This is a genomic window from Micromonospora sp. NPDC049801, from assembly GCF_040656575.1.
Taxonomy (GTDB): domain Bacteria; phylum Actinomycetota; class Actinomycetes; order Mycobacteriales; family Micromonosporaceae; genus Micromonospora.
In genome coordinates, this window is sequence record NZ_JBFAMS010000002.1 from 521,610 (window position 1) to 540,611 (window position 19,002).

17 protein-coding genes are annotated in these 19,002 nt (G+C 70.1%); 7 read left to right on the forward strand and 10 right to left on the reverse strand.

Features of this window, described 5'->3' with window-relative positions; translation table 11 throughout:
* Positions 1-210: 210 nt before the first annotated feature.
* On the forward strand, positions 211-1,425 hold the full coding sequence (locus AB0I89_RS05715; protein ID WP_357120689.1) for a histidine decarboxylase: 1,215 nt from the start codon (positions 211-213) through the stop codon (positions 1,423-1,425).
* A 60-nt stretch (positions 1,426-1,485) separates the two neighbouring features.
* On the opposite strand, the gene AB0I89_RS05720 is transcribed toward AB0I89_RS05715, so the two are convergent.
* From AB0I89_RS05720 to AB0I89_RS05735, 4 genes are all read right to left on the reverse strand, one after another.
* On the reverse strand, positions 1,486-2,379 hold the full coding sequence (locus tag AB0I89_RS05720) for a serine hydrolase (protein WP_357120692.1): 894 nt from the start codon (positions 2,377-2,379) through the stop codon (positions 1,486-1,488).
* 13 nt (positions 2,380-2,392) lie between these two features.
* Positions 2,393-3,007: a hypothetical protein gene (locus AB0I89_RS05725; RefSeq protein WP_357120695.1), complete on the reverse strand. Its 615-nt coding sequence runs from the start codon at positions 3,005-3,007 to the stop codon at positions 2,393-2,395.
* Positions 3,008-3,174: 167 nt separating this feature from the next.
* Entirely contained in the window at positions 3,175-3,675 is a 501-nt protein-coding gene (locus tag AB0I89_RS05730; protein WP_357120698.1) for a SigE family RNA polymerase sigma factor, read from the reverse strand.
* Positions 3,668-4,549 carry a hypothetical protein gene (locus AB0I89_RS05735; RefSeq protein ID WP_357120701.1) on the reverse strand — a complete coding sequence of 294 codons (882 nt, stop codon included), beginning with the start codon at positions 4,547-4,549 and terminating at the stop codon, positions 3,668-3,670. Before AB0I89_RS05735 ends, AB0I89_RS05730 begins: the two co-directional genes overlap by 8 nt.
* A 194-nt stretch (positions 4,550-4,743) precedes the next feature.
* Here AB0I89_RS05735 and AB0I89_RS05740 point away from each other — a divergent pair, with 194 nt between their 5' ends.
* The 3 genes from AB0I89_RS05740 to AB0I89_RS05750 all read left to right on the forward strand — a co-directional run bounded on the left by AB0I89_RS05740 (position 4,744) and on the right by AB0I89_RS05750 (position 6,626).
* Complete coding sequence (locus tag AB0I89_RS05740; RefSeq protein WP_357120704.1) at positions 4,744-5,421, forward strand: GyrI-like domain-containing protein; 678 nt, start codon at positions 4,744-4,746, stop codon at positions 5,419-5,421.
* A gap of 63 nt (positions 5,422-5,484) precedes the next feature.
* Positions 5,485-6,264 carry a hypothetical protein gene (locus AB0I89_RS05745; protein ID WP_357120707.1) on the forward strand — a complete coding sequence of 260 codons (780 nt, stop codon included), beginning with the start codon at positions 5,485-5,487 and terminating at the stop codon, positions 6,262-6,264.
* Entirely contained in the window at positions 6,261-6,626 is a 366-nt protein-coding gene (locus AB0I89_RS05750) for a GntR family transcriptional regulator (RefSeq protein WP_357120710.1), read from the forward strand. The genes AB0I89_RS05745 and AB0I89_RS05750 overlap by 4 nt, the downstream gene beginning before the upstream one ends.
* A 77-nt stretch (positions 6,627-6,703) precedes the next feature.
* On the opposite strand, the gene AB0I89_RS05755 is transcribed toward AB0I89_RS05750, so the two are convergent.
* Positions 6,704-6,973, reverse strand: a complete 270-nt coding sequence (locus AB0I89_RS05755; RefSeq protein WP_357120713.1) for a hypothetical protein — start codon at positions 6,971-6,973, stop codon at positions 6,704-6,706.
* A 209-nt stretch (positions 6,974-7,182) separates the two neighbouring features.
* On the reverse strand, positions 7,183-10,368 hold the full coding sequence (locus AB0I89_RS05760) for a penicillin acylase family protein (RefSeq protein ID WP_357120716.1): 3,186 nt from the start codon (positions 10,366-10,368) through the stop codon (positions 7,183-7,185).
* Between the two features lie 434 nt (positions 10,369-10,802).
* Here AB0I89_RS05760 and AB0I89_RS05765 point away from each other — a divergent pair, with 434 nt between their 5' ends.
* Positions 10,803-13,277, forward strand: a complete 2,475-nt coding sequence (locus AB0I89_RS05765) for a hypothetical protein (protein WP_357120719.1) — start codon at positions 10,803-10,805, stop codon at positions 13,275-13,277.
* Entirely contained in the window at positions 13,274-14,287 is a 1,014-nt protein-coding gene (locus AB0I89_RS05770; protein WP_357120722.1) for an aminoglycoside phosphotransferase family protein, read from the forward strand. The genes AB0I89_RS05765 and AB0I89_RS05770 overlap by 4 nt, the downstream gene beginning before the upstream one ends.
* Positions 14,288-14,502: 215 nt before the next feature.
* Here the strand turns inward: AB0I89_RS05770 and AB0I89_RS05775 are convergent, their stop codons facing one another.
* Entirely contained in the window at positions 14,503-15,246 is a 744-nt protein-coding gene (locus AB0I89_RS05775) for a TetR/AcrR family transcriptional regulator (RefSeq protein ID WP_357120725.1), read from the reverse strand.
* Positions 15,247-15,348: 102 nt separating this feature from the next.
* Here AB0I89_RS05775 and AB0I89_RS05780 point away from each other — a divergent pair, with 102 nt between their 5' ends.
* A complete protein-coding gene (locus AB0I89_RS05780; protein ID WP_357120728.1) occupies positions 15,349-16,578 on the forward strand; it encodes a DUF418 domain-containing protein in 1,230 nt (409 codons plus the stop codon).
* Here AB0I89_RS05780 and AB0I89_RS05785 read toward each other — a convergent pair.
* From AB0I89_RS05785 to AB0I89_RS05795, 3 genes are all read right to left on the reverse strand, one after another.
* Positions 16,560-17,129 (reverse strand): dihydrofolate reductase family protein, encoded by a 570-nt coding sequence (locus tag AB0I89_RS05785; protein WP_357120731.1) that lies wholly within the window; start codon positions 17,127-17,129, stop codon positions 16,560-16,562. The two genes, AB0I89_RS05780 and AB0I89_RS05785, sit on opposite strands and share 19 nt — an antisense overlap.
* 56 nt (positions 17,130-17,185) lie before the next feature.
* Positions 17,186-18,013 carry a TIGR02452 family protein gene (locus AB0I89_RS05790; RefSeq protein WP_357120734.1) on the reverse strand — a complete coding sequence of 276 codons (828 nt, stop codon included), beginning with the start codon at positions 18,011-18,013 and terminating at the stop codon, positions 17,186-17,188.
* Positions 18,014-18,127: 114 nt separating this feature from the next.
* Positions 18,128-18,700: a GNAT family protein gene (locus tag AB0I89_RS05795; RefSeq protein WP_357120737.1), complete on the reverse strand. Its 573-nt coding sequence runs from the start codon at positions 18,698-18,700 to the stop codon at positions 18,128-18,130.
* Between the last annotated feature and the right edge of the window lie 302 nt (positions 18,701-19,002).

The following is a 19,002-nucleotide window of genomic DNA, read 5'->3' on the forward strand; positions in this document are numbered from 1 at the left end:
GGCGCTCCTCTCAAAAGGATTCGAGCGCGTTCCCGGCCTGTCGTACGCCACGGTGTCAGTCCCTCCAAAGACGTCGCCACAGCCTCTCATCGCACACACACCGCGATCAACCATGCACCGCCAGTCGGCTTGATCGCGATTCGGAGACTGTTGCCTGTACGTCGGCGTCATGGTCCACTCTTCGCTGAGTCGCCTATCAACGGAGAGCCCGTGACCTCCCCCACAAGCGTTCCCGACGACCTTTCCCTCACCGCTGAGATCGAGCAGTTACGAGCCGCTCTGTCAGCGCGCAGGTCGATCGGCTTCCCGGCCGCGGTGGATATCGACTATGGACCCGTGACCTCCCTGTTCGGACTGTTGATCAATAATGTCGGTGACCCGGATACCGACCCCGACACCGTTCACACGAAGGCCTACGAGCGCAGGGTCATCGACTGGCACGCGAACCTCTTCGGCGCCCCCGCCGACGATCGGTGGGGATATCTGACCAGTGGTGGCACGGAGGCCAACCAGGCGGCCATCCTGCTCGCCCGGGACCGGTTCGCCGGCGCGAGTCCCGTCCTCTACTACAGCCAGGCGACCCACGACTGGATCCGCAAGACCGCCAGCATGCTCAACCTCCCCGAGGTCGTCATCCGCACCGACGTCACCGGTGAGATCGACTACGACGATCTGCGCGGCGAGTTGGCCCGGCGCAGGGACCGGCCCGCCATCGTCGTGGCCAACGCCGGCACGACCGTGACGGAGGCGGTGGACGACCCAGCCCGTGTTCGTCGCGCCCTGTCCGAGCTGGCGATCCGCAACGCTCACCTGCACGTCGACGGAGCACTCGCCGGTGTGCCGTTGGCCCTGCTGCCGGACCGGCCGGTGGCCATCGACCTTGGCGGCGTGGTCGACTCCGTGGCCATCTCCTGCCACAAGTTCTACGGGACCACCATCCCGGGCGGTCTGGTGGTCACCCGCCGCTCGCTGCAACGGGCAGCGCGACGGATCTCCTACACCGCCACGACCGACAGCACCATCAGTGGCTCGCGCTGCGGCCAACTCGCCGTCCAGATGTGGTACGCGCTGCGACTGCTCGGCGAGGACGGGCACCGTGAACGCGCCGAGCGCGCACGCGAAACGGCTCGTTTCGCCCACTCCCTGCTGGCCAGCGTCGGCTGGCCCGCCTGGCGCAACGTCCACGCCTTCACTGTCTACTTCACGACACCGCCACCGCCGATCTCCCGCCGCTACGGCCTGTCGAACGCCGACGGCGGCATCAGCCACCTGATCTGCATGCCGGGCGTCACCCGCCAACAGATCGAGGCGCTCGCGGCCGACATCGCGACCGTCCGGGGCACCGAACAGCCCAGCCCGAGCCGCGGCGTCCGGCGACTCGTGCCGGTCGCGCACCTGCCCCTGGCGGCCGCCGATCGGCCCTGATCGGCGGCCACCGCCCGAACGCCAGCCGTGCGGCGGGACGCCCGGGGGCGACGGCCCACCCTACGAAGGGCCGTCGCCCGCGGTGGCGGCGCGCATCTCCTTGAGGACGAACTTCGCCGCCTTCTCCACCACGCTGACGCCCGCCTCCTGGCTGACGTGATGGTCGGAGAGCACGGCGATCAGCCAGTCGTGACGGGCCTCGACGATCCGTCCGATGCTGTTGACGAGCCAGCGACCGCTGTCGACGTCCACGGTGTCCCAGCCGTTCTTGACGTACACGGAATTGCCCGGCTCACGCGCGGCGGTGACTCCCCACCGCTGCTCGGGGATCACCTTCTTCATGAGGCCCATGACGAAGGTACGGTCCTGCGGCGTCAGCGGGCCCTTCGACGACGTCAGCGCCGTCAGCAGACGGATCTGGTCGGCGGCCGTGGTCGTGGTCGTCCCCCAGTGCTTGTTGGCTTTGGTCTCCAGCAGACCGAGTGTGCGGTTCGCGGCCGTGAGGCCGCGCGAGCCGTCGATCTTCTGCCACAGGGCCACCGCGGCGTCGTTGTCACTGGACACGATCATGGCTTCGGCCAGCCGTCTGGTCTCCGAGCTCAGGGCCTTACCGGGCGGGTTCTGGCGCAGCAGCAGCGCCGCGAGGATATTGACCTTGACGATGCTGGCGGTCTCGAAGCGGGTGGCGCCGGCCGTCACCGCGGCCGTACTCTGTCGATCCACTGCCGCGACCGCGAGATGGCCGTCGTACCGGTCGACGTAGGCCTCGATACGTGCCCGCGCCGGTTTCAGCCGGTCGACGGCCGGCGTCGTCGGAACCGGACTGGCCGGCGAACGACCGGGTGACGCGTCGCCCCCGCCGCCGTCGCGGACGTGCGTCGTGCCGTAGGCGGCCGTCGCGACGCCGGCGAGGGACACGGTGACCGCGGAGACAACCCAGCGGCGTGGCAGCATCCGACCTCCCCGCTCAGCCAAGACGGGCCACCGCCTTCGCCGCGATCGTATCCACCGCAGCCTGGTCGCCCAAGTCGGGCAGGCTGATAGTCGAGACCGTCTCGTCCCGTTTCACCATGACGAAGTACCTAGCGGTAGTTGGGGTGTCGGCATGTGCGATGCGGCCCCTGACGAGCAGACCGGCACCGCCCAGATAGTGCGGGTCGATGATGTCGAACGAGACCCGTGATCCGTTAATCAGGTAGCTCGCGCACCGTCGGAGGACCGTACGGACGTCGTCGACACTGCGCTCGGCCCATCCGGGCTCGTACGTCTCCACGATGTGGTGGGCCGGCGACGAGCCGTCCGGCAGCCGGTAGTAGCGCTCCACGGCAGCCCGTCGGTGCGACTTCGCGGTGTAGTCGCTGCTCTGGTAGTCGGGGCAGTCGTCCTGCTCCCACGGCCAGGGTGGCAGACCGGGCCGCGCGTCGTCCGCACGCCAACCCGCACCCAGGTCGCCCGCTCCCAGCAGCATGCTCAGGCCACTCCGTTCGACGTTCACGGTCGGTGGCTTCTCGGGGCCGTCACCCGGCCCCGACCGCTGACACCCCGCGACCAGCACCACCAACGCCGACAGGACCAGCGGCACGACCAAAGCCGGCACCCGGACCCTGCCGCGAACCCGGCCCCGGCAGGTCCTGCTGCTCGACACGGACACCGAACCTCCCACACACAGATGACTGCCATCGCAGGTCGCGGCGTCGCCGAGGGTGCGCGGTGGCACCCCCGTCGCCGCCACCGGACAGACCCGGCCGATCAATGCCGCTCCTCGGCGAACAACTCGGAACGGGTCTCGCCGAGCAACTCGCGCAGCCGGCTGAGGGAGCGCATGCTCTGGCTCTTCACGACGGCCGTGGAGACGCCCACGACCTCGGCGGTCGTCTCCACGCTCAGGTCGTCCCAGTAGCGCAGGACGATGATCGCCCGATCGCGCAGTGGCAGGGTGGCGACCGCGTCGAGCAACGTCATGCGCAGCTCAGCCGGATGCTCCTCGCCCTGGTCGGGCGGCGTCGACATCGCCAACTCGGTGCTGGAGCGACGCCGCTGCTGATCGATCACGCAGCGCAGCAGTACCTTGCGGGCGTACGCGTAGAGGTCGTCGGCCCGTCGGACCCGCCCCCAGTTGGCGTACATCTTCGCCAGCGCGGTCTGGGTGAGGTCCTGGGCGAGATGCCAGTCGCGGCACATCAGGAACGCGGCGTCGCGCAGGCGGCCCACGGCCGCCTGCGCGAATTCCACGAAGTCTTCGTCAGCCATTCGACCTGGCCAGGGTGGGGAACCTCTTGGCGCCGCTCCGGACGTACTCGGCCGGAATTCTCGTCCCCCAGCTCGGATTGGCGGCGATCGCGATTGCCTCATCCACGGACAGAACGGCGGGCGCGGGCGAACTCCCCTTGCCATCCCAGGCCAGACAGGTGGAGAGCAGCACGTCGATCTGCAGGCCGTCCCGGTGATACACCGTGATCATCTTGTCCTGCACGCAGTTGCCGGGCACCTCGGTCAGCTCCACCGTCCCCGGAACCGGATCGCCGCCGAGGTCGTCCTGGTAGACGGAGAGCCGCACCATGCCGGGTCCGTCGCCCCGATCCAGGAAGGTCTGGATGTACGGCATGCCGGGGCCCGCCCCGCTGCTTCCCAAGCTCGCCTGACCGCTGGTCTCGCCCTTGGGTAGGAGCCGCATCAACAACTCCAGGGCGCCCTGCGGTGTGGTCGTCAGCAGTGGACCGTCCGGCCCCGCCCCGATCCGTACGTTGTCGATCACCGTGGTGGTGGGAGCCGCCGACATGGCCACTCCCGGGGCCTCGGCTGCGCCCGCCACGGACCCGCCGCCCGGGGCGCTGCCGGAGGTCTGCGCCGGGGACGGCGTCGGGCTGTCGACCGGCCCACCCGGCGAACCGACGCCCCACGTCTCGGACTGACCCACCTGGTCGGCGCCGCCGGTGAGCGGCCCGGCCGCCAGGCCGATCACGAGCAGCATCGCCAACGCGGATCCGCCCGCGCCGAACTGCGCCAGCCGACGCCGGCGGCGTAGTCGTCGACCCTGCACCACCGACTGCTCAACCAGGTCACCGAGCGGCGGGGCGACGTGTCGGGCCAGTTCGTCCCTGAAGCGCCCACGTAGGTCCCCCACGTCCCTTACCCTTCCTTGGCCGACCGCCGGCCGTGACCATCCGTCACCCTAAAGACGGGCCGACGGACCATTTTGGTCTCGCTTTTCCGGCACCAATTTCGGTCGCCAGTGGTGAGGTGGGTCGCACTTTCTCCACGTGGTCAGGCACTTCCGGAGAGTTACATCCCGCTCTCGAATCCCTGCAGAATGACCGGATGACCGAGGAGACCAACGGCAAAGTCGATTTCAAGAAGTCCCTTGACGCTTACCGAGCGCAACGAGGCCGCTTCCGGATCATCGACGTGCCCGACATGCGGTACCTGATGACCGACGGTCACGGCGACCCCAACACCTCACCCGCTCTGGCCGACGCGATCGCGGCGCTCTACCCGGTGGCGTACCGACTGAAGTTCGCCAGCAAGCGGGACCTCGGGCGCGACTACGTCGTCCCGCCGCTCGAAGGTCTGTGGTGGGCCGAGGACATGGAGTCGTTCACCACGGCACGGGACAAGTCACGGTGGAGCTGGACGCTGATGCTCATGGTCCCCGGCTGGATCGACCAGTCCCGCTTCGCCACCGCTGTCGAGCAGGCCGGCGCGAAGCGCCGACCGACGCGACTCGACGACGTCCGCCTTCAGACGCTACGAGAGGGGCGGTGCGTCCAGACACTGCACGTCGGTTCCTTCGACGACGAGGCGGCCGTGCTCAGGCAACTGCACCACGGATTCATCCCCCGTGAAGGGCTTCGCATGGCGGGTCGGCACCACGAGATCTACCTCAGCGACTTCCGCAGGACCGCCCCCGACAAGCAGCGGACCATCCTCCGGCAGCCGGTCACCGTCAACGCCCGGACGGCCGCCGGGCCAGGCGGCGCGATGCGCGACGGGGGTTGACATTGGTGCAGGTCATGTCTCATCTTGTTGAGACAAGGCTTGCGACGTATCGGGGTGGATGTCATGCGCGAAGCGGATCATGCGGAAGCCGGACGGTGGCTCAGCCGCCACGGCCTGACCGACGTCGGGCCGACGCCGCTGCTCGCGACGCGACTGGCGGTACGGCGGCACGCGAAGCTCGCCGACAGCGTCCTGTTGGCCGCGTTCCTGATCGGCGCCGCGCTGACGCACGTGCTGGGCCGACTCGACGACGACACGTTCTCCTGGCCACCGCTGCTGGTGCTCGCGGCGCTGGTGGTCGTACTGCTGACGGGGCAGTGGCTGCTCGGCTGGTGGGTACGGCGGGTCGACCGGACGGCCGGCGCGCGACTGTCCCGTCGGGTGGCCCATCCGGTCGAGCTCGGCTGGCCGGTGGTGCTCGGTCGGCCGCACGCCGCCTTCGCGGTCGCCACGTTCAGCGGCGCGGCGCTCCTCGCCGTGAGCGTGCTGCCCGTGCCGGACCCCGGCCTGCGGTACGGAGCGGCCGTCGTGCTGATCGGCCTCACCGGCGTCGGGGCTGGCATCGTCATGCAGCTACGCCAGATCCTGACGACCCCGGCCGTGGCCGAGGACGAGGGGTCGCTCACCGCCGACGTCATCATGCGGGTCGAGGACGCCCGCCACCTCGTCACCCCGAGCCTCGTGTGGTCGCTGCCGGCCATCTTCCTGTACGGGGATTCGCTCGGCTGGTGGAACGCCGTCTCACTGGCGCTCGTGCTGGCGGGCGTCTGCGCGCTCGGCCTGATCGAGGGCCGGACCACGGACGTCGGGACGACGGCGCGGCGTGCCATGGCGCTGCGATGATCGTCATCGACGCGGCCTCACCGACGCCGCCGTACGAGCAGCTCCGGGCCCAACTCGCAAGGCAGATCCAGGGCCGCACGCTCGCCGTCGGCACCAGACTGCCGACGATCCGCCGGCTCGCGGCCGACCTTGGTCTCGCCGTGAACACCGTCGGACGGGCCTACCGGGAGCTGGAGGACGCCGGGCTCATCGAGACCCACGGACGGGCCGGCTCGTACGTGTCGGCCGGCGGTGAGCGGTCCCTCGAACAGGCCCGCCGCGCCGCCCGCGACTACGCGGCCGTCATCGCCCGCGTCGGCATCGATGCCGCCGAGGCGATCCGAATCGTCGAAGCGGCACTGGGCCAGGCCGCGAGGCCATGACGTGCCGGGCGGACCGGGCGTGCCGGTGCGGACGGGAGCACGCGCCCGAGGCTTCTCCCGCGCACCGCCGCGGCGGGCTACTGCTCGGCAGCGGGTCGGCTGTGCACCACCAGCTCGCCGATCTCCAACCGGCCGACGCGCAGCTCCCGCACGACCGCGCGGCGGACAGCCAGCCGACCGATGACCAGCGCCCCGACGGCCACTGCTCCGACAGCCAGCGCCCCCAGCGCCAGGGCGCCGAGCGACGCCGCCCCCGCCGCCCGCGCGCCGGTGGCCACCGCGCCCGTCGCCACCGCGCCGTCGATGCGCGTTCCGGTCAACCGCTTCAGCCGAGTCTCTCGCTTCATCGCTCCATTGTCCGCGTGCCTCCGGCCGAACGGTGCCCGCACACCGCGGGTGTCACCCAGAGCACCGCTCCTCGCCCGGCGAACGGGACCGTCGCCCGTCGCCACCAGGGTCGGCCGATGATTGCGTACGAGACCGCCATCGGTCACCCGGGCACCGCGCTCAGGGCGGGAGGGGCCGGCGAACGGTTCGCCGGCCCCTCCCGGTCGGGTCACCGTCCGTACAGCTCGAATTCGTGCAGCGAGAATCCGTACGAGGTGGCCCGCTTGACGCCGTACACCCGCACGTAGCGGGCCGTGACCGGAGCGAAGGTGGCGTTGTCGACGCCGCCGTTGCCGGCGGTGGTGGCGAACACCGGCGTCCAGGAGCTGCCATCGCCGGAGACCTCGATCCGATACGAGGTGCCGTAGGCCGACTCCCAGCGCAGCACCGCCCGGCTGACGGTGCGGGCCGCGCCGAGGTCGACGCGGAGCCACTGGTTGTCGTTGTAGCTGCTGGCCCACCGGCTGCTCAGGCTGCCGTCGACCGCCTTGTCCGGGGTGTAGCTGGTGAGGAACTGGGTGCTCGACGCGGTCGCCGGGCGGCCCTGGGCCAGGTTGGTGACGTCGTCACCCCGGCGGGCGGGGAACGAGACGACCTGCTGGTAGGTGGGACGGTTCTGCCAGGCGATCACCGGGTGGGTGATGCCGCCGAGCCCGGAGTGTGCGATCGAGTCCGCGCACCACTGGTCACCGGCGCCGTAGGACTTGTCGCCGGGATAGACCGTGGTGGCCGGCAGCGCGGCGGCCTGGCCGAGCGCGTCCAACAGGGACTGTCGGCACGCGCCGAGGTTGCCGTTGCCGCAGTACGAGCGACCCGGCCCGCCGGCGACGGGGTCGCCGAGCACGGTACGCAGGTCCTTGTCGACGTAGCCCCACCAGCCGTGCTGGAACGACGAGCCCTTGTGCGCCTGACCTTGCGACGCCCAGCTCGCGGTGCCGTCACGCCCACCGTTCTGGCCGCCCGACGGCGCCTCGTTGACCTCGATGGCGTCGACCAGCGCGGCGTAGAGGTCCGGACCGAGGCCGGGCCGGAACTCGGCCGAGGCCAGCAGCGGCCACCAGGCGTCGAAGATCCGGATCGCGTCGGCGTGCTGGTAGACCTTGGAGCCGGGGGCTGTCTCGACCCGGCGGGTGCCCGCCTGCTGCCAGGCGCGCAGCTTGCCCACCGCGTCGACCAGCGCCGGGTCGGTGACCGGCGTGCTGTCCAGCACCCGCAACAGCTCGCCGAGGACCTGCTGGCCGCGCAGGTCGGTCACCGCCGCGTCCGCCATGATCTTGACGACGTCGGCGCGGCCGAGCTTGCGCTGGGAGATCGCCGTCCGCACCGGGCCGTCGAGCAACTGACCCCGGTGTACGGAGCCGAAGCTGAAGTTGCCGTCGGCCGCCCCGAAGTCCCGCGCCTGCTTGTTGTTCCAACTCACGTAGTAGTCCTGGTTGACCGACTGCGGGTGGGCCGACGCCGGCGCGTACGTGGCGTCGTTGGTGTCGGGATTCCAGCCGGCCCACTCGTACGCCCGCTCGGCCTTCGACGGGAGGTTCGGGTCGGTGCCGGACGACCGGACCGGGTTCGAGCCGGAGTTGAAGTACGCCGCCTCGGTCGAGTTGACGTAGAACCAGTTGAACGCGTACCCGACGCTGGCGGCGGAGCCCTGGAAGGCCGCCGCGCTGCCCATCGCCGCCGGGTCGTTGAAGGCCTGGAAACCGATCGCCGAGTCGGCCTCGTGCCGGTAGGTGGAGCGCAGCTTGGTGAACGCGGTCGGTTGCCCGTCCACCAGTCCCCGGTAGGAGACCAACCCGTACTTGGTGCGCAGCGCGCGCAACGTGTACGAGCCCGCGGGGGTGGAGTCCGCCAGCGTGGGCGACCAGGAGTTGCGCTGCTCCAACGCCTCCATCGCGAGACACTGCCCGTGGTAGAGGTAGCGGTTGGACCGCAGCGTCGGCGCGGTGCCGTCGGTGGTGCACAGCGGCACCGCGTACGTGTCGGTGAGGTCCTGCGAGGCCGAGGTGGCGCTCCACGCGTAGTCCTGGCCGCGACCCAGCAGCACGTAGAGGTTCAACCCGGCGAACGCGGCCCCTCGCGCGCTGATGCCCGGCCCCTGCAACTCCTGGAGCATGAGCAGTTGCGGTGCGAAGTAGCCGGTCTGCGGACCGAACACGGCGACGGGGTTACCGGTGGTGGTGTGCCGTCCGGAGACCACGACAGCGTTGGACATGCCGTGCGCGCGCAGGTTCGCCAGCCCGCCGACCAGCTCCTTGGTAGCGGCGCTCGCGCCGGTGCGGGAGGCGGCCCCGCCGCTGGCGTCGTGGGCGAGCGGCTCGGCGACCACGGTCCCGGCGTCGGGGAGCACCGCGCTGGTCGCGCCCGGAGGCGTCCCCCCGTACGGGAAACTCTGCCCGTCGTGCAGGGTGAGCACGGTCTCCGGGTCGTTCTGCGACCGGAACGCCGCCCAGACCCGGTCGCCCTCGGTCGCGCCGTACTTGGCGCGGGCGGCCACCCGGACCAGGGCGGACTGGATCTCACTGCCGCCACCCCCGCCGAACAGGCCACCGATCACGCCGGCGGTGGCGATCAGGTCGGTCATGGTGAAGTGCCTCGGCTTGCCCGCGCCGGCGAGCACGTACTCACCCGGGTAGTTGTCGTCGGCGATCGACTTGTCGATGTAGGCGTTGATGCCGGCGATGTAGTCCACCACGTCGGTGTAGAGCTGCTGGCCCCGGGCGCCCTTGGTGCGCAGCGCGTCCACCTGGGCCTGGAGGTCCGCCTCGGTGTACGGGGAGTTGGCCCAGACGCTCTGCTCCAGCTCCCGGTTGCCGGGCGCGCCGCCGGCGAACGAGCTGACGTTCCCGCGGCCGACGTGCCGCAGCAGGTCCATCACCCAGAGCCGATCCTGCGCCCCGGCGTAGCCGGCGCCGAACATCGTGCCGCCGCGGGTGGTGCCGGTGACGTGCGGGACGCCGGTGGCCTTGTCCCGCACGATGGTCACGTCCGCGCGCGGCGAGACGGTGCTCTCGACCTGTGCGGCCGGCACGCCGAACGAGGCGTCGTTGTAGAACTGGGCGATCTGCTCGTCGGTCAGCCCGGCGTAGTTGTAGACGAGGTTCGCGTACTCGTCGAGCTGGTCGCTGGAGTGCGCGGGGCGGGTGCCGAGCGCCTGGTGCGCCAGGATGGCGACGAGCGTGGCGTTGCCGTTCTGTCCGGGGGGCAGGATGTCGGAGCACTGGCCGAGGCAGTAGTCGTTGGCGGCGAACGTGGTGGCGGCCAGCGCCGGTGACGGCGGGGTCACCGTCAGGACGCTCGCGGTGAGGGTGGCGGCGGTGAACGCCGCGAGCCGGGTGCGGAGTGCGGGACGGGGCATGGCGATCCTCCGGGGACGCGGAGTCGGGCCTTCGGTGCGCCCGGCTTCCGGTGCCGACGTCTCGCCCTCCGTGCCGGGCGCGCCACCCGGAGGTGAGAATGACTCACATCGATACCGGGCAATGATCGGCGCTGAACCGTCGTTAGGGATACCCGTCGTTCACCACGCGCGAATGCCGACGTTTCGCCAGCGGCCATTGGTCGTGCGGACCGCAGGTTCGCCGGCCCCGATGAGAGGAATCCCGGTCGCGGGCACGGCCGACGGAGGCGCGGTTGGACCAGACCAACGCGCATCAAAGCGTTGGTCGGATTCGCAACTCAACGCTGAGCTGCGGCGGTCAGCGGATCGCTGAGCGTGTTGCCCCCTGCCGGTAGAGTCACGGCGCATCGGTCATCACGCGACCACGTAGCGCATGACCCCGAAGGGACTGCGGGATGCCCCTGGAGCCGAGGTTTCGCCGAGTGGCCGCGCTGCGCCGACGGTTCGTCAACCGGGAGTCCATCCTGGAGGCATATGCCGAGGAGTTGGCGAAGGTCGGCGCGAGCGTTCGGGTGCTCAATGTCGTCGGGGTGGGCGGCATCGGCAAGTCAAGGTTACTGCGCGAGTTGCGCGACCGGGCCGGTGAGGGTCGCCGCACGGCCACTCTCGATCTTCAGGTGCCCGCCATGCGTCAGCAGGAGGACGCCCTGGCCGTGCTGAGGGTGGAGCTGGGCCGGCAGGGGGTGCGGTTCGACCGTTTCGACATCGGCTACGCCGTGTACTGGCAGCGGCTGCACCCACATCTGCGGCTCACGGCCAAGGAGTTGCCGTTCGTCGAGGAGAGCGAGGCCCTCACCCAGATCCTCGACGACGTGTCAGGGATTCCGGTGTTCGGCACGGCTGTCGGCCTCGTGAAGTTGGCGGAGCGGGCAACGACAGGCGCTCGCCGTCGACGTCAGATCCGGATCGACGACACTTTGCGGTCGCTCGACGACCTCTCCAACGTCGACCTGGTCGACGCCGTCACCTTCCTGTTCGCCGAGGATCTGCGGGAGTCAAGCGCCGACCGGCCGTACGTCATCTTCGTCGACGCGTACGAGGCACTGGTGTCGGCCTCGATCCGGGCCGGCCGCGCGTCGATGCTCGACGTCTGGCTGCGTGACCTTGTGGCGCAGCTCGACCGGGGCCTTGTCGTGGTCGCCAGCCGCGAGCCGCTGCGCTGGCACGCGTACGATCCGAGCTGGGCCACCGTGACCCGTCAATGCCAGGTGGATGGGCTGCCGATGAATGCCCGGCTGGAGCTGCTGACCGAGAGCGGCATCGCCGATGCGGCGGATCGAGACGCCATCGCCCGGGCGAGTGCCGGCCTTCCGTTCTATCTGCATCTGGCGATCGACACCTGGACCGCTGCCGGCGATCCAGGACGCGCCGTCTCCCCCGAGGAGATCCTCCAGCGCTTCCTGCAACACGTGGGCGGCCAGGAGATTCGCACCCTGGAACTGCTAAGCATCCCCCGGATCTTCGACTTCGAGATCTTCCAGGCGCTCGCTGACGCGTTCGACCTGCCTCGGCACCGGCCGGCCTGGGAGTCACTTACGGCGTACTCGTTCGTCTACCCGGCCGGTCAGCATGGTCATCGGCTGCACCAACTCATGCGGTCCGCCCTGAGCACGCACATATCGCCGGCCACAGCCCGCGACGTACACCGGATCCTGCGCGACATCTGGGCGGACCGGTCCGGACAGGCGGCACGCACCGAGGACGGGGTGGCGACCAGGGCCAGGGCCATCCGGGAGACCGCCTACTCGGCGCTACACGCCGGGGACGTCGACGGCGCAGGACTGCTGGAGTACGCCGACCAGGCGCTGAACTGTGGCGGTAAGCAGGCGGTGGACGGGGTGCGGCGCGACCTCCAGGAGTTCGTTGGTGAAGGCGGTGACGCGACCGAACTGGCCGCCACGCTGCGATGCATGGAGGCTGAGTCGGCCGTCATGCTGGGTGACGCGCCGGCCGCCATGAGGCTCACGTCGACGCTCGATTGGCCGGTGAACGAGGTGGTGGGTGCCCGGCTGGTGCTCGCCGCCGCCCACGGACGCCGGATCGGCGGCGCCACCGGGGCGGCCCGTCGGTTGTTCGCCGAGGTCTGGGAGAACCACCCGGGACCGGTACGGCATCGAGCGGGTGTCTGTCTCGCGGACATCGAGATGTGGCAGGGCCGATTCCGGGCCGCGTTCGCCATGTCCGAGCAGATCCTCGCCGGTTGCTCCGAGGACGACGCGGTGCTGCGCGGGGACGTAGCCCGGCTGCTGCACCTCGGGCACCGGTTCGCCCTCGACTTCCCGGCCTCGGAGCAACAGTGGAATCAGGCCTACGAGTTGTACCGACGGGCGGACACGGTGGTGGGGCTGGCGAACCTCGAGACCAACCGCGCCGAGTTGCTGGCGTGGACCAACCCGGCGGACGCGGTACCGGCCGCGATGGTGGCGATCGAGGTGCAGCGCACCATGGGTGCCCAGCACGAGATCGGCAAGGCGTTCACGGCGCTGGCCATCGCGCAGCTTCGGCTCGGTCGGTACGACGAGTCGGGCGGCTCGTTCCGGGCCGCCGCCGACGCGTTGGACAAGGCGGGTTACCGCTCCGGGCGGGCTCGGGCGGAGCTGTTCCGGGCCTTCCTCAACGTCAGGCGGGGCCGCCGCGCCGACGCTGTGGACGCCGCGCGGTGGGCCGTCGCCGAACTGGTCGAGGCGGAGGTCTACCCGAACCTGATCGTGTTGGCTGGGCAGTTCCTCGATGCCCTCAGCGAACGCGACCAGCAGGTTAGCGATGCCGTTGCGGTGGCCCGCGACCAGATCGATGCGCTGGACTCCCTCGTCGCGTTAGAGGAACGTGGCAGGCAACTGGTAACGGCGCTCCTGGAGGATCAGCCATGACGTGGACGGAGACCTACGACCGGGCCCGGTCCCAGGTGGATGCTGCCGCCGGCTACTACAACCACAACATCCGCGTCGAGGTCGAGTCGGGGCCGGTCATCGTCCGGATCCCCATTCACGGCGCAGACGTGATGGACCTGCGGCTGTGGCGCGAGGAGGATCTGCTGCCGGCCATCGCGCCGTACGTTATTCAGGCACCCCGGCTGCTGTTCCTCAACAAGGATCCGGCGTTCCAGATCCACCAGTTCATCCCCGGGGACGTGCTCAACGACATCGCACCGCGCGGCACCGCCTGCCCGCCGCACGTCCCGGATGACGTGGCGAGGCTGCTTCGGCAGCTGGCCGACGTCCCCAGGGACAAGCTGCCGCCGATCCCCGCCGACTGGCCGGCCGACGGCGACAGTGCCGGCTTCGGCCGCCGTCTCGCCGGAATCACCCAGTGGATCTACGACACCTTCGTCGACGAGTACCGGCCACTGTTCGACAGGTTCGGCATTCCGGATGATCCGCTGACAGCGCTCGACCGCATGTGGCCCACGCTCACCTCTCGGCCGTTCGTCTGCGTCCACGCCGACGTGCACCGCAAGAACATCATTGTCGACGACGGCACCAGCGTGTTCCTGGACTGGGAGCTGGCCCTGTGGGGTGATCCGGTCTACGACCTCGCAGTTCACCTCCACAAGATGACGTACCTGCCGGCCGAGGAGACGGTGTTGCTCGACCATTGGCAGGCTGCCATGCCAGCCGAGTACCTGGCCCGATGGGAGCCGGACCTCGACGGTTACCTCGGCCACGAGCGGATCAAGTCTTCCATCGTCGACACCATCCGGTACGCGCAACTGTTCGTCGCGGGCGGTCCGTACCCGTATCCGGAGGAGGACATGATCCGGTCGATGGCCGGCAAGCTCAACGCGGCCCGGCCGCGGTGGGGCATGACAGCGCCGATCGGTCTGGACGACGTACGCGCGGGGTTCGCCGACTGGGTCGCCTCTCACCGCTCGCATTCATGACGGCCAGACGCGCCGCAAGATGCCTACGTCACCGACCTCGCCTGGGCGCGGTGGTCGCCGAGGGGCTGACGGCGTAACCGAAGCGACGTAATGGCGGCGGCTCGCCGGCGGCTCTCGTCTCCGCCGCCGATGCGGCGGTTCTGCCGGTCCCGACAGGGTCCGGCCGCGCGTCCGCAACGCCGCCGGGTGTCGTCCGAGTTCTGGTGAAACAGGCACTAGTCGCGGACACTGCGGCCGACGAGCGCTTCGATGCCGTCCAGGAGCAGGCCGAGCCCGAAGGTGAAGTCGGCGTCGTCGATCCACTCCTCGGTGCCGCCCAGTGCACTCGCGCCAATGGCCGAGGTCAGCTCCGGGTAGCCGTCCGCGTCGAGTACCTGCCCGAGGATCTCGCCGTACTCGGCCAGCCCGGCGATCGAGTCGTCGGTGGCGGCCGGACCGGCGCTCAGCGCGTGGGCCAGGGCCGCCTGCTGGGTAGCGTAACCACTGAGAACGGTGGCGATGTTGATCCGTGCACCGTAGGCGAGCCCGGTGCCGGCGAGCGCGGCGAGCGCGCGGTCCAGCCAGCGCAGCAACCGGGGCCCGGTGGGCGGGGTGCGCTGGTCGAGCGCCAGCAGCCACGGTCGGGCGAGCAGGAAGTCGCGGTTGGCGCGCGTCCAGTCGAACAGGTAGTCGCGCCAGGCGCGTCCGTCGAGCGCGGGCGGCTCGGGCGCTGCGGCGTCAGCCATCATGACCAGCAGCTCGTCCTTGCTGCCGACGTAGCGGTACAGGGACATGGCCGCCACCCCGAGTTGGGTCGCGACGCTGCCCATCGTCACCCCGGCCAGACCCTCACGGTCGGCGATCCGGATCGCGGCGTCGACGATGCCGCCCAGTTCGAGGCTGGGCCGGGGGCCGTGCCGGGAGCTGGTCTCACGACCCCACATCCGGGCCACCACTGCCGGAAGCCTCCGTTGCGCCACGTCCGATTCTCCTCGCTCTTCACCCGGGGGTCTTGCCTGCACTCTAGATCTCGTGGACTCTGTATCTCATACGCTGTAGCTCATACAGAGATGGAGATCGTGATGACCACGCGGGTACCGGGCGGACGTCTGCACGACGTCGACGCGATCCGAGGGTTCGCCCTCCTCGGCATATTCGCTGTCAACGTCACCTTCATGGCCTCCGGCTATCCGGGGAACCTGGTGACGGATCCCGACTTCGCCTCGGGCCTCGACGACGCCGTCCGCACGTTCTCGTCGGTCTTCGTCGACATGAAGTTCTACGTGCTGTTCTCGTTCCTCTTCGGATACAGCTTCACCCTCCAGCTGACCGCGGCGAGCAGGGCCGGCGCGGCGTTCCCAGCACGCATGCTCCGCCGGATCGGTGGCCTCTTCGTCCTCGGCGCTCTGCACACCGTGTTCCTGTACGGCGGCGACATCCTCACCACGTACGCGGTGGCGTGCCTCGCGCTGCTCCTGCTGCGCAAGGTGGCCGACCGTACGGCGCTTCGGATCGCGGCGGCGCTCTACACACTCGTGTTGATCAGCCTCGTCGCCAGCGCGCTCCTCGTGGACCGCTCGGCGTTCCTGCCCGGCGAGGCCGAGGCGCTGGCCAACGGCGAGGAGGCAACCCAGGCACTGCTCGGCGGTTGGACGGCGAACATCGGCGAGCACCTCGCCGGCCTGCCCCTGCTGGTGCTCCAGGCGGTCACCCTGCAGGGCCCGACCGCCCTGGCACTGTTCCTGCTCGGCATGGTCGCCGGACGCCGGCAATGGCTGAACCGGGCCTGGGGCAACGAGCCGGTGCTGCGCCGGATCCAGTGGATCGGTTTTCCGATCGGACTGCTCGGGGCGGCCGTCTACGCGGCCAGCGGCGGCAACGGCAACACTCTCGGCGTCGCGGCCAGCGTTTCGACCGCGCCGCTGCTGGCCGCCGCCTATGTGGCGACGCTGCTACGGATCATGCACAACCCGCGTACGTCGGTGGTCCGGGCGGCGCTCGCCCCGGCCGGCCGGATGGCCCTCACCAACTACCTCGCCCAGTCGGCGGTCGGCCTGATCGCCTTCACCGGAATCGGCTTCGGCCTCGCCGGGACGTTCTCACCCCTGGCCCTCTTCGCCTTCGTCCTCGCGGTGTTCGCGGCCCAGTTGGCGGCAAGCGCACTCTGGCTGCGGCGGTTCCGCTACGGGCCGGTCGAGTGGGCGCTGCGCTGGCTCACCAACGCCCACCGTCCCGCCTTCGTCGCCCGAACCGATCGGGTGCACGCGGTCGAGGACGGCGCACGGCGGCCCGATCACGCGTCCTCGGCGTAGCGGACGGCGTACCTGTGCAGCGTGACGCCCTCGGCGAAGGAATCCTGCTCGATCAGGTCCAGCTGCACCGATCGCTCCAACTCGTCGAAGAGTGGCCGACCCCCACCGAGGACGACGGGGTGTGTGAAGATCAGAAGCTCGTCCAGCAACCCCGCGCGGAGCAGCTGGGTGGCGACCGTCGCGCCGCCGACACCGATGTCGCCGTCCTGCTCCTCCCGGTACCTGGCGAGCAGCTCGACGGCGTCGCCGCCCGAGCCGAGGGTCCGGGTGTTGTACCCGGCCTCGGTGCGGGTGCGGGACACCAGCACCTTGGGCTTCGTCGTCCAGATCTCGCCGTACTCACGCATGAAGTCGGGCAGTTTCTCGTCCGTGCGCGCGGCCGGCCAGAACCCCTCCATCGTCTCGTAGATCGTGCGCCCCTGGACCATCGACGTCAGCGCGCGGGCCCTGGTGTTGAACTCCCGGTGCAGCGGCTCGCCGATGCGCAGCCAGTTCCCGGCGCCCTCCTCGCCGGGGGCATGCTCGATCCTGAGATCGAGAGAGACGTTCATCCAGTAAACGAAACGGCCCGACACGTAGCCTCCCGGTGATCGCGGTCTGCACCCACCTAACCCGACGTTGGCGAATGCTCGACAGATCCCGCCAGGCGTTTCCTGAACGCGTGGTACACGGGGGTGCCCGGCAGGCCGTCGTGGATGGCGAACACCACGCGGTCGAACCGATCGACCACGTGCAGAGCGTCGGCGAACGCGCCGGCCACCGCAGCGGGTTCGTTGCGGAACACCCCGCACCCCCAGGCGCCCAACACGATCGAGCGATGTCCGTGCGCGACGGCGACCTCCAACACCCGCCGCGCACGCCGGGCCAGCACGGCCGGCACGTCCGCCGCGTGCGCCGGCTGGTTGCGCACGATCGCGCCGAGGTTCGGCGCCGCGGCGGTCAGGAACGACGTCGGGTACGGCTGCTCGAGCAGGTTTCCCCTGTCGTCCCGGAACACCGGCACCAGCGGGGAGTAGATGACCCGGTCGCTGTAGCGCAGATCCTGCTCAGCACGGTGGAACGCGTAGAACTCCGGCACGGCACGCAGACACGGGTAGAGCGCCGACGAGCGGGCGATGCTCTCCTCCTGCGCCTGCGCCCCGCCCAGGAACCCGCCGCCCGGGTTCTTCGCCGACGCGAACACCAGGCATGCCGCGCCGGGCCCGAGCCGGTACGCCGCCTGCAACGTCGACTCGTGCGTCACCTCCACCGTCGCGGCGGCGGGTGCCGCGTCCCGCGCCTCGAACACCTCGTCGGGGAGGTGATGACGAGTCCCGGCGACCGCGGCGCGTACCGCCTCACCGACGACGACCTCGACGCCGTTGCCATTGCGATAGCGTCCCGACTCGACGATCGCGACGGTCTGCCGGGCGATCTCCCGAAGCCGGCCGCTCACCGGTCCACCCGCGGGATCAGAAGACGAAGGGGGGCCACAGCCAGCAGGCTAGGCAGGGACAGTAGCCGCCCACAATCGGATTTCGGGATCACGCCCGACAGCCGTAGGCGAGGGTCACAGGGGTGACGGGTCGTCGCGCAACCGGCTGTAGAGCCACGCGTCCCGCCAGGCGCCGGCCCGGAACTCACAGGCCCGCACGACCCCCTCCAACTGGAAGCCGGCCTTCTCCAGCGACCGCTGCTCGGCGACGTTCTCGGCGTGGGTGCTGGCCTGGATGCGCTGCGCCGGCGTGTGGCTGAACAGGTAGTCGCAGAGCAGCGCCTGGGCCCGCCAGCCGATGCCCTGACCGCGCCACTCGGGCAGCAGCACGATGCCGATCTCCCAGTAGGGCGCCCGACCTCCGTACTGGCGCTGGAGGTAGCTGAGGTAACCCGCCCGCGAGTCGGTCGCCGGCTCGACCTGCACGACCAGGCCACCGATCCGCTCACCGAGATAGCCGTCCTCGGCGAAGCGACGGGCCGGCGCGGCGGCGTCCCGAAAACCAGCCCAGTCGAGGCCGATCAGCCCGGGTTCGACCGCGAACCGGCGCAACATCTCCAAGTCGTCCTCGGTCACCGGACGCAGCCGTACCGTCGATTCGGAAGCCTGGTGCACGACGCCGACCACCTGCGGCTCAGAACTGGTCACCCTGGTGACCGTAGCGACGAAACGGCCGATCCGTTGTCCCGATAGGGCGTGTGTCAAAGTCCTGGGTCGAGCCGAGGCGGAGTCCAGGCGGCGGTCCGGCAAGGCGGAGATGGGCTCGGATACCGGTGTTGTATCCGGGCCCATCTCCAACGCCGCCGGCCGTCGGCTGGGCCCGCCGCAGGCCGGCCATGGGCTTTGACACACGCCCTAGGTGTGCTGTCCAGGGAGGTTGGTCGAGGTTGTGTGACGACACGATCTGATGTCGTAGGTAGGTGAAGGCCTCCGGTTGTGGAGTGGAGCTG

What these genes read in the sequence shown, in the direction of transcription:
- AB0I89_RS05730 (WP_357120698.1), bottom strand. Translation starts at nt 3,675, where the DNA reads ATGGCTGACGAAGACTTCGTGGAATTCGCGCAGGCGGCCGTGGGCCGC.
- AB0I89_RS05785 (WP_357120731.1), bottom strand. Translation starts at nt 17,129, where the DNA reads ATGAACGTCTCTCTCGATCTCAGGATCGAGCATGCCCCCGGCGAGGAG.
- AB0I89_RS05750 (WP_357120710.1), top strand. Translation starts at nt 6,261, where the DNA reads ATGATCGTCATCGACGCGGCCTCACCGACGCCGCCGTACGAGCAGCTC.
- AB0I89_RS05720 (WP_357120692.1), bottom strand. Translation starts at nt 2,379, where the DNA reads ATGCTGCCACGCCGCTGGGTTGTCTCCGCGGTCACCGTGTCCCTCGCC.
- AB0I89_RS05755 (WP_357120713.1), bottom strand. Translation starts at nt 6,973, where the DNA reads ATGAAGCGAGAGACTCGGCTGAAGCGGTTGACCGGAACGCGCATCGAC.
- AB0I89_RS05760 (WP_357120716.1), bottom strand. Translation starts at nt 10,368, where the DNA reads ATGCCCCGTCCCGCACTCCGCACCCGGCTCGCGGCGTTCACCGCCGCC.
- AB0I89_RS05740 (WP_357120704.1), top strand. Translation starts at nt 4,744, where the DNA reads ATGACCGAGGAGACCAACGGCAAAGTCGATTTCAAGAAGTCCCTTGAC.
- AB0I89_RS05745 (WP_357120707.1), top strand. Translation starts at nt 5,485, where the DNA reads ATGCGCGAAGCGGATCATGCGGAAGCCGGACGGTGGCTCAGCCGCCAC.
- AB0I89_RS05765 (WP_357120719.1), top strand. Translation starts at nt 10,803, where the DNA reads ATGCCCCTGGAGCCGAGGTTTCGCCGAGTGGCCGCGCTGCGCCGACGG.
- AB0I89_RS05770 (WP_357120722.1), top strand. Translation starts at nt 13,274, where the DNA reads ATGACGTGGACGGAGACCTACGACCGGGCCCGGTCCCAGGTGGATGCT.
- AB0I89_RS05780 (WP_357120728.1), top strand. Translation starts at nt 15,349, where the DNA reads ATGACCACGCGGGTACCGGGCGGACGTCTGCACGACGTCGACGCGATC.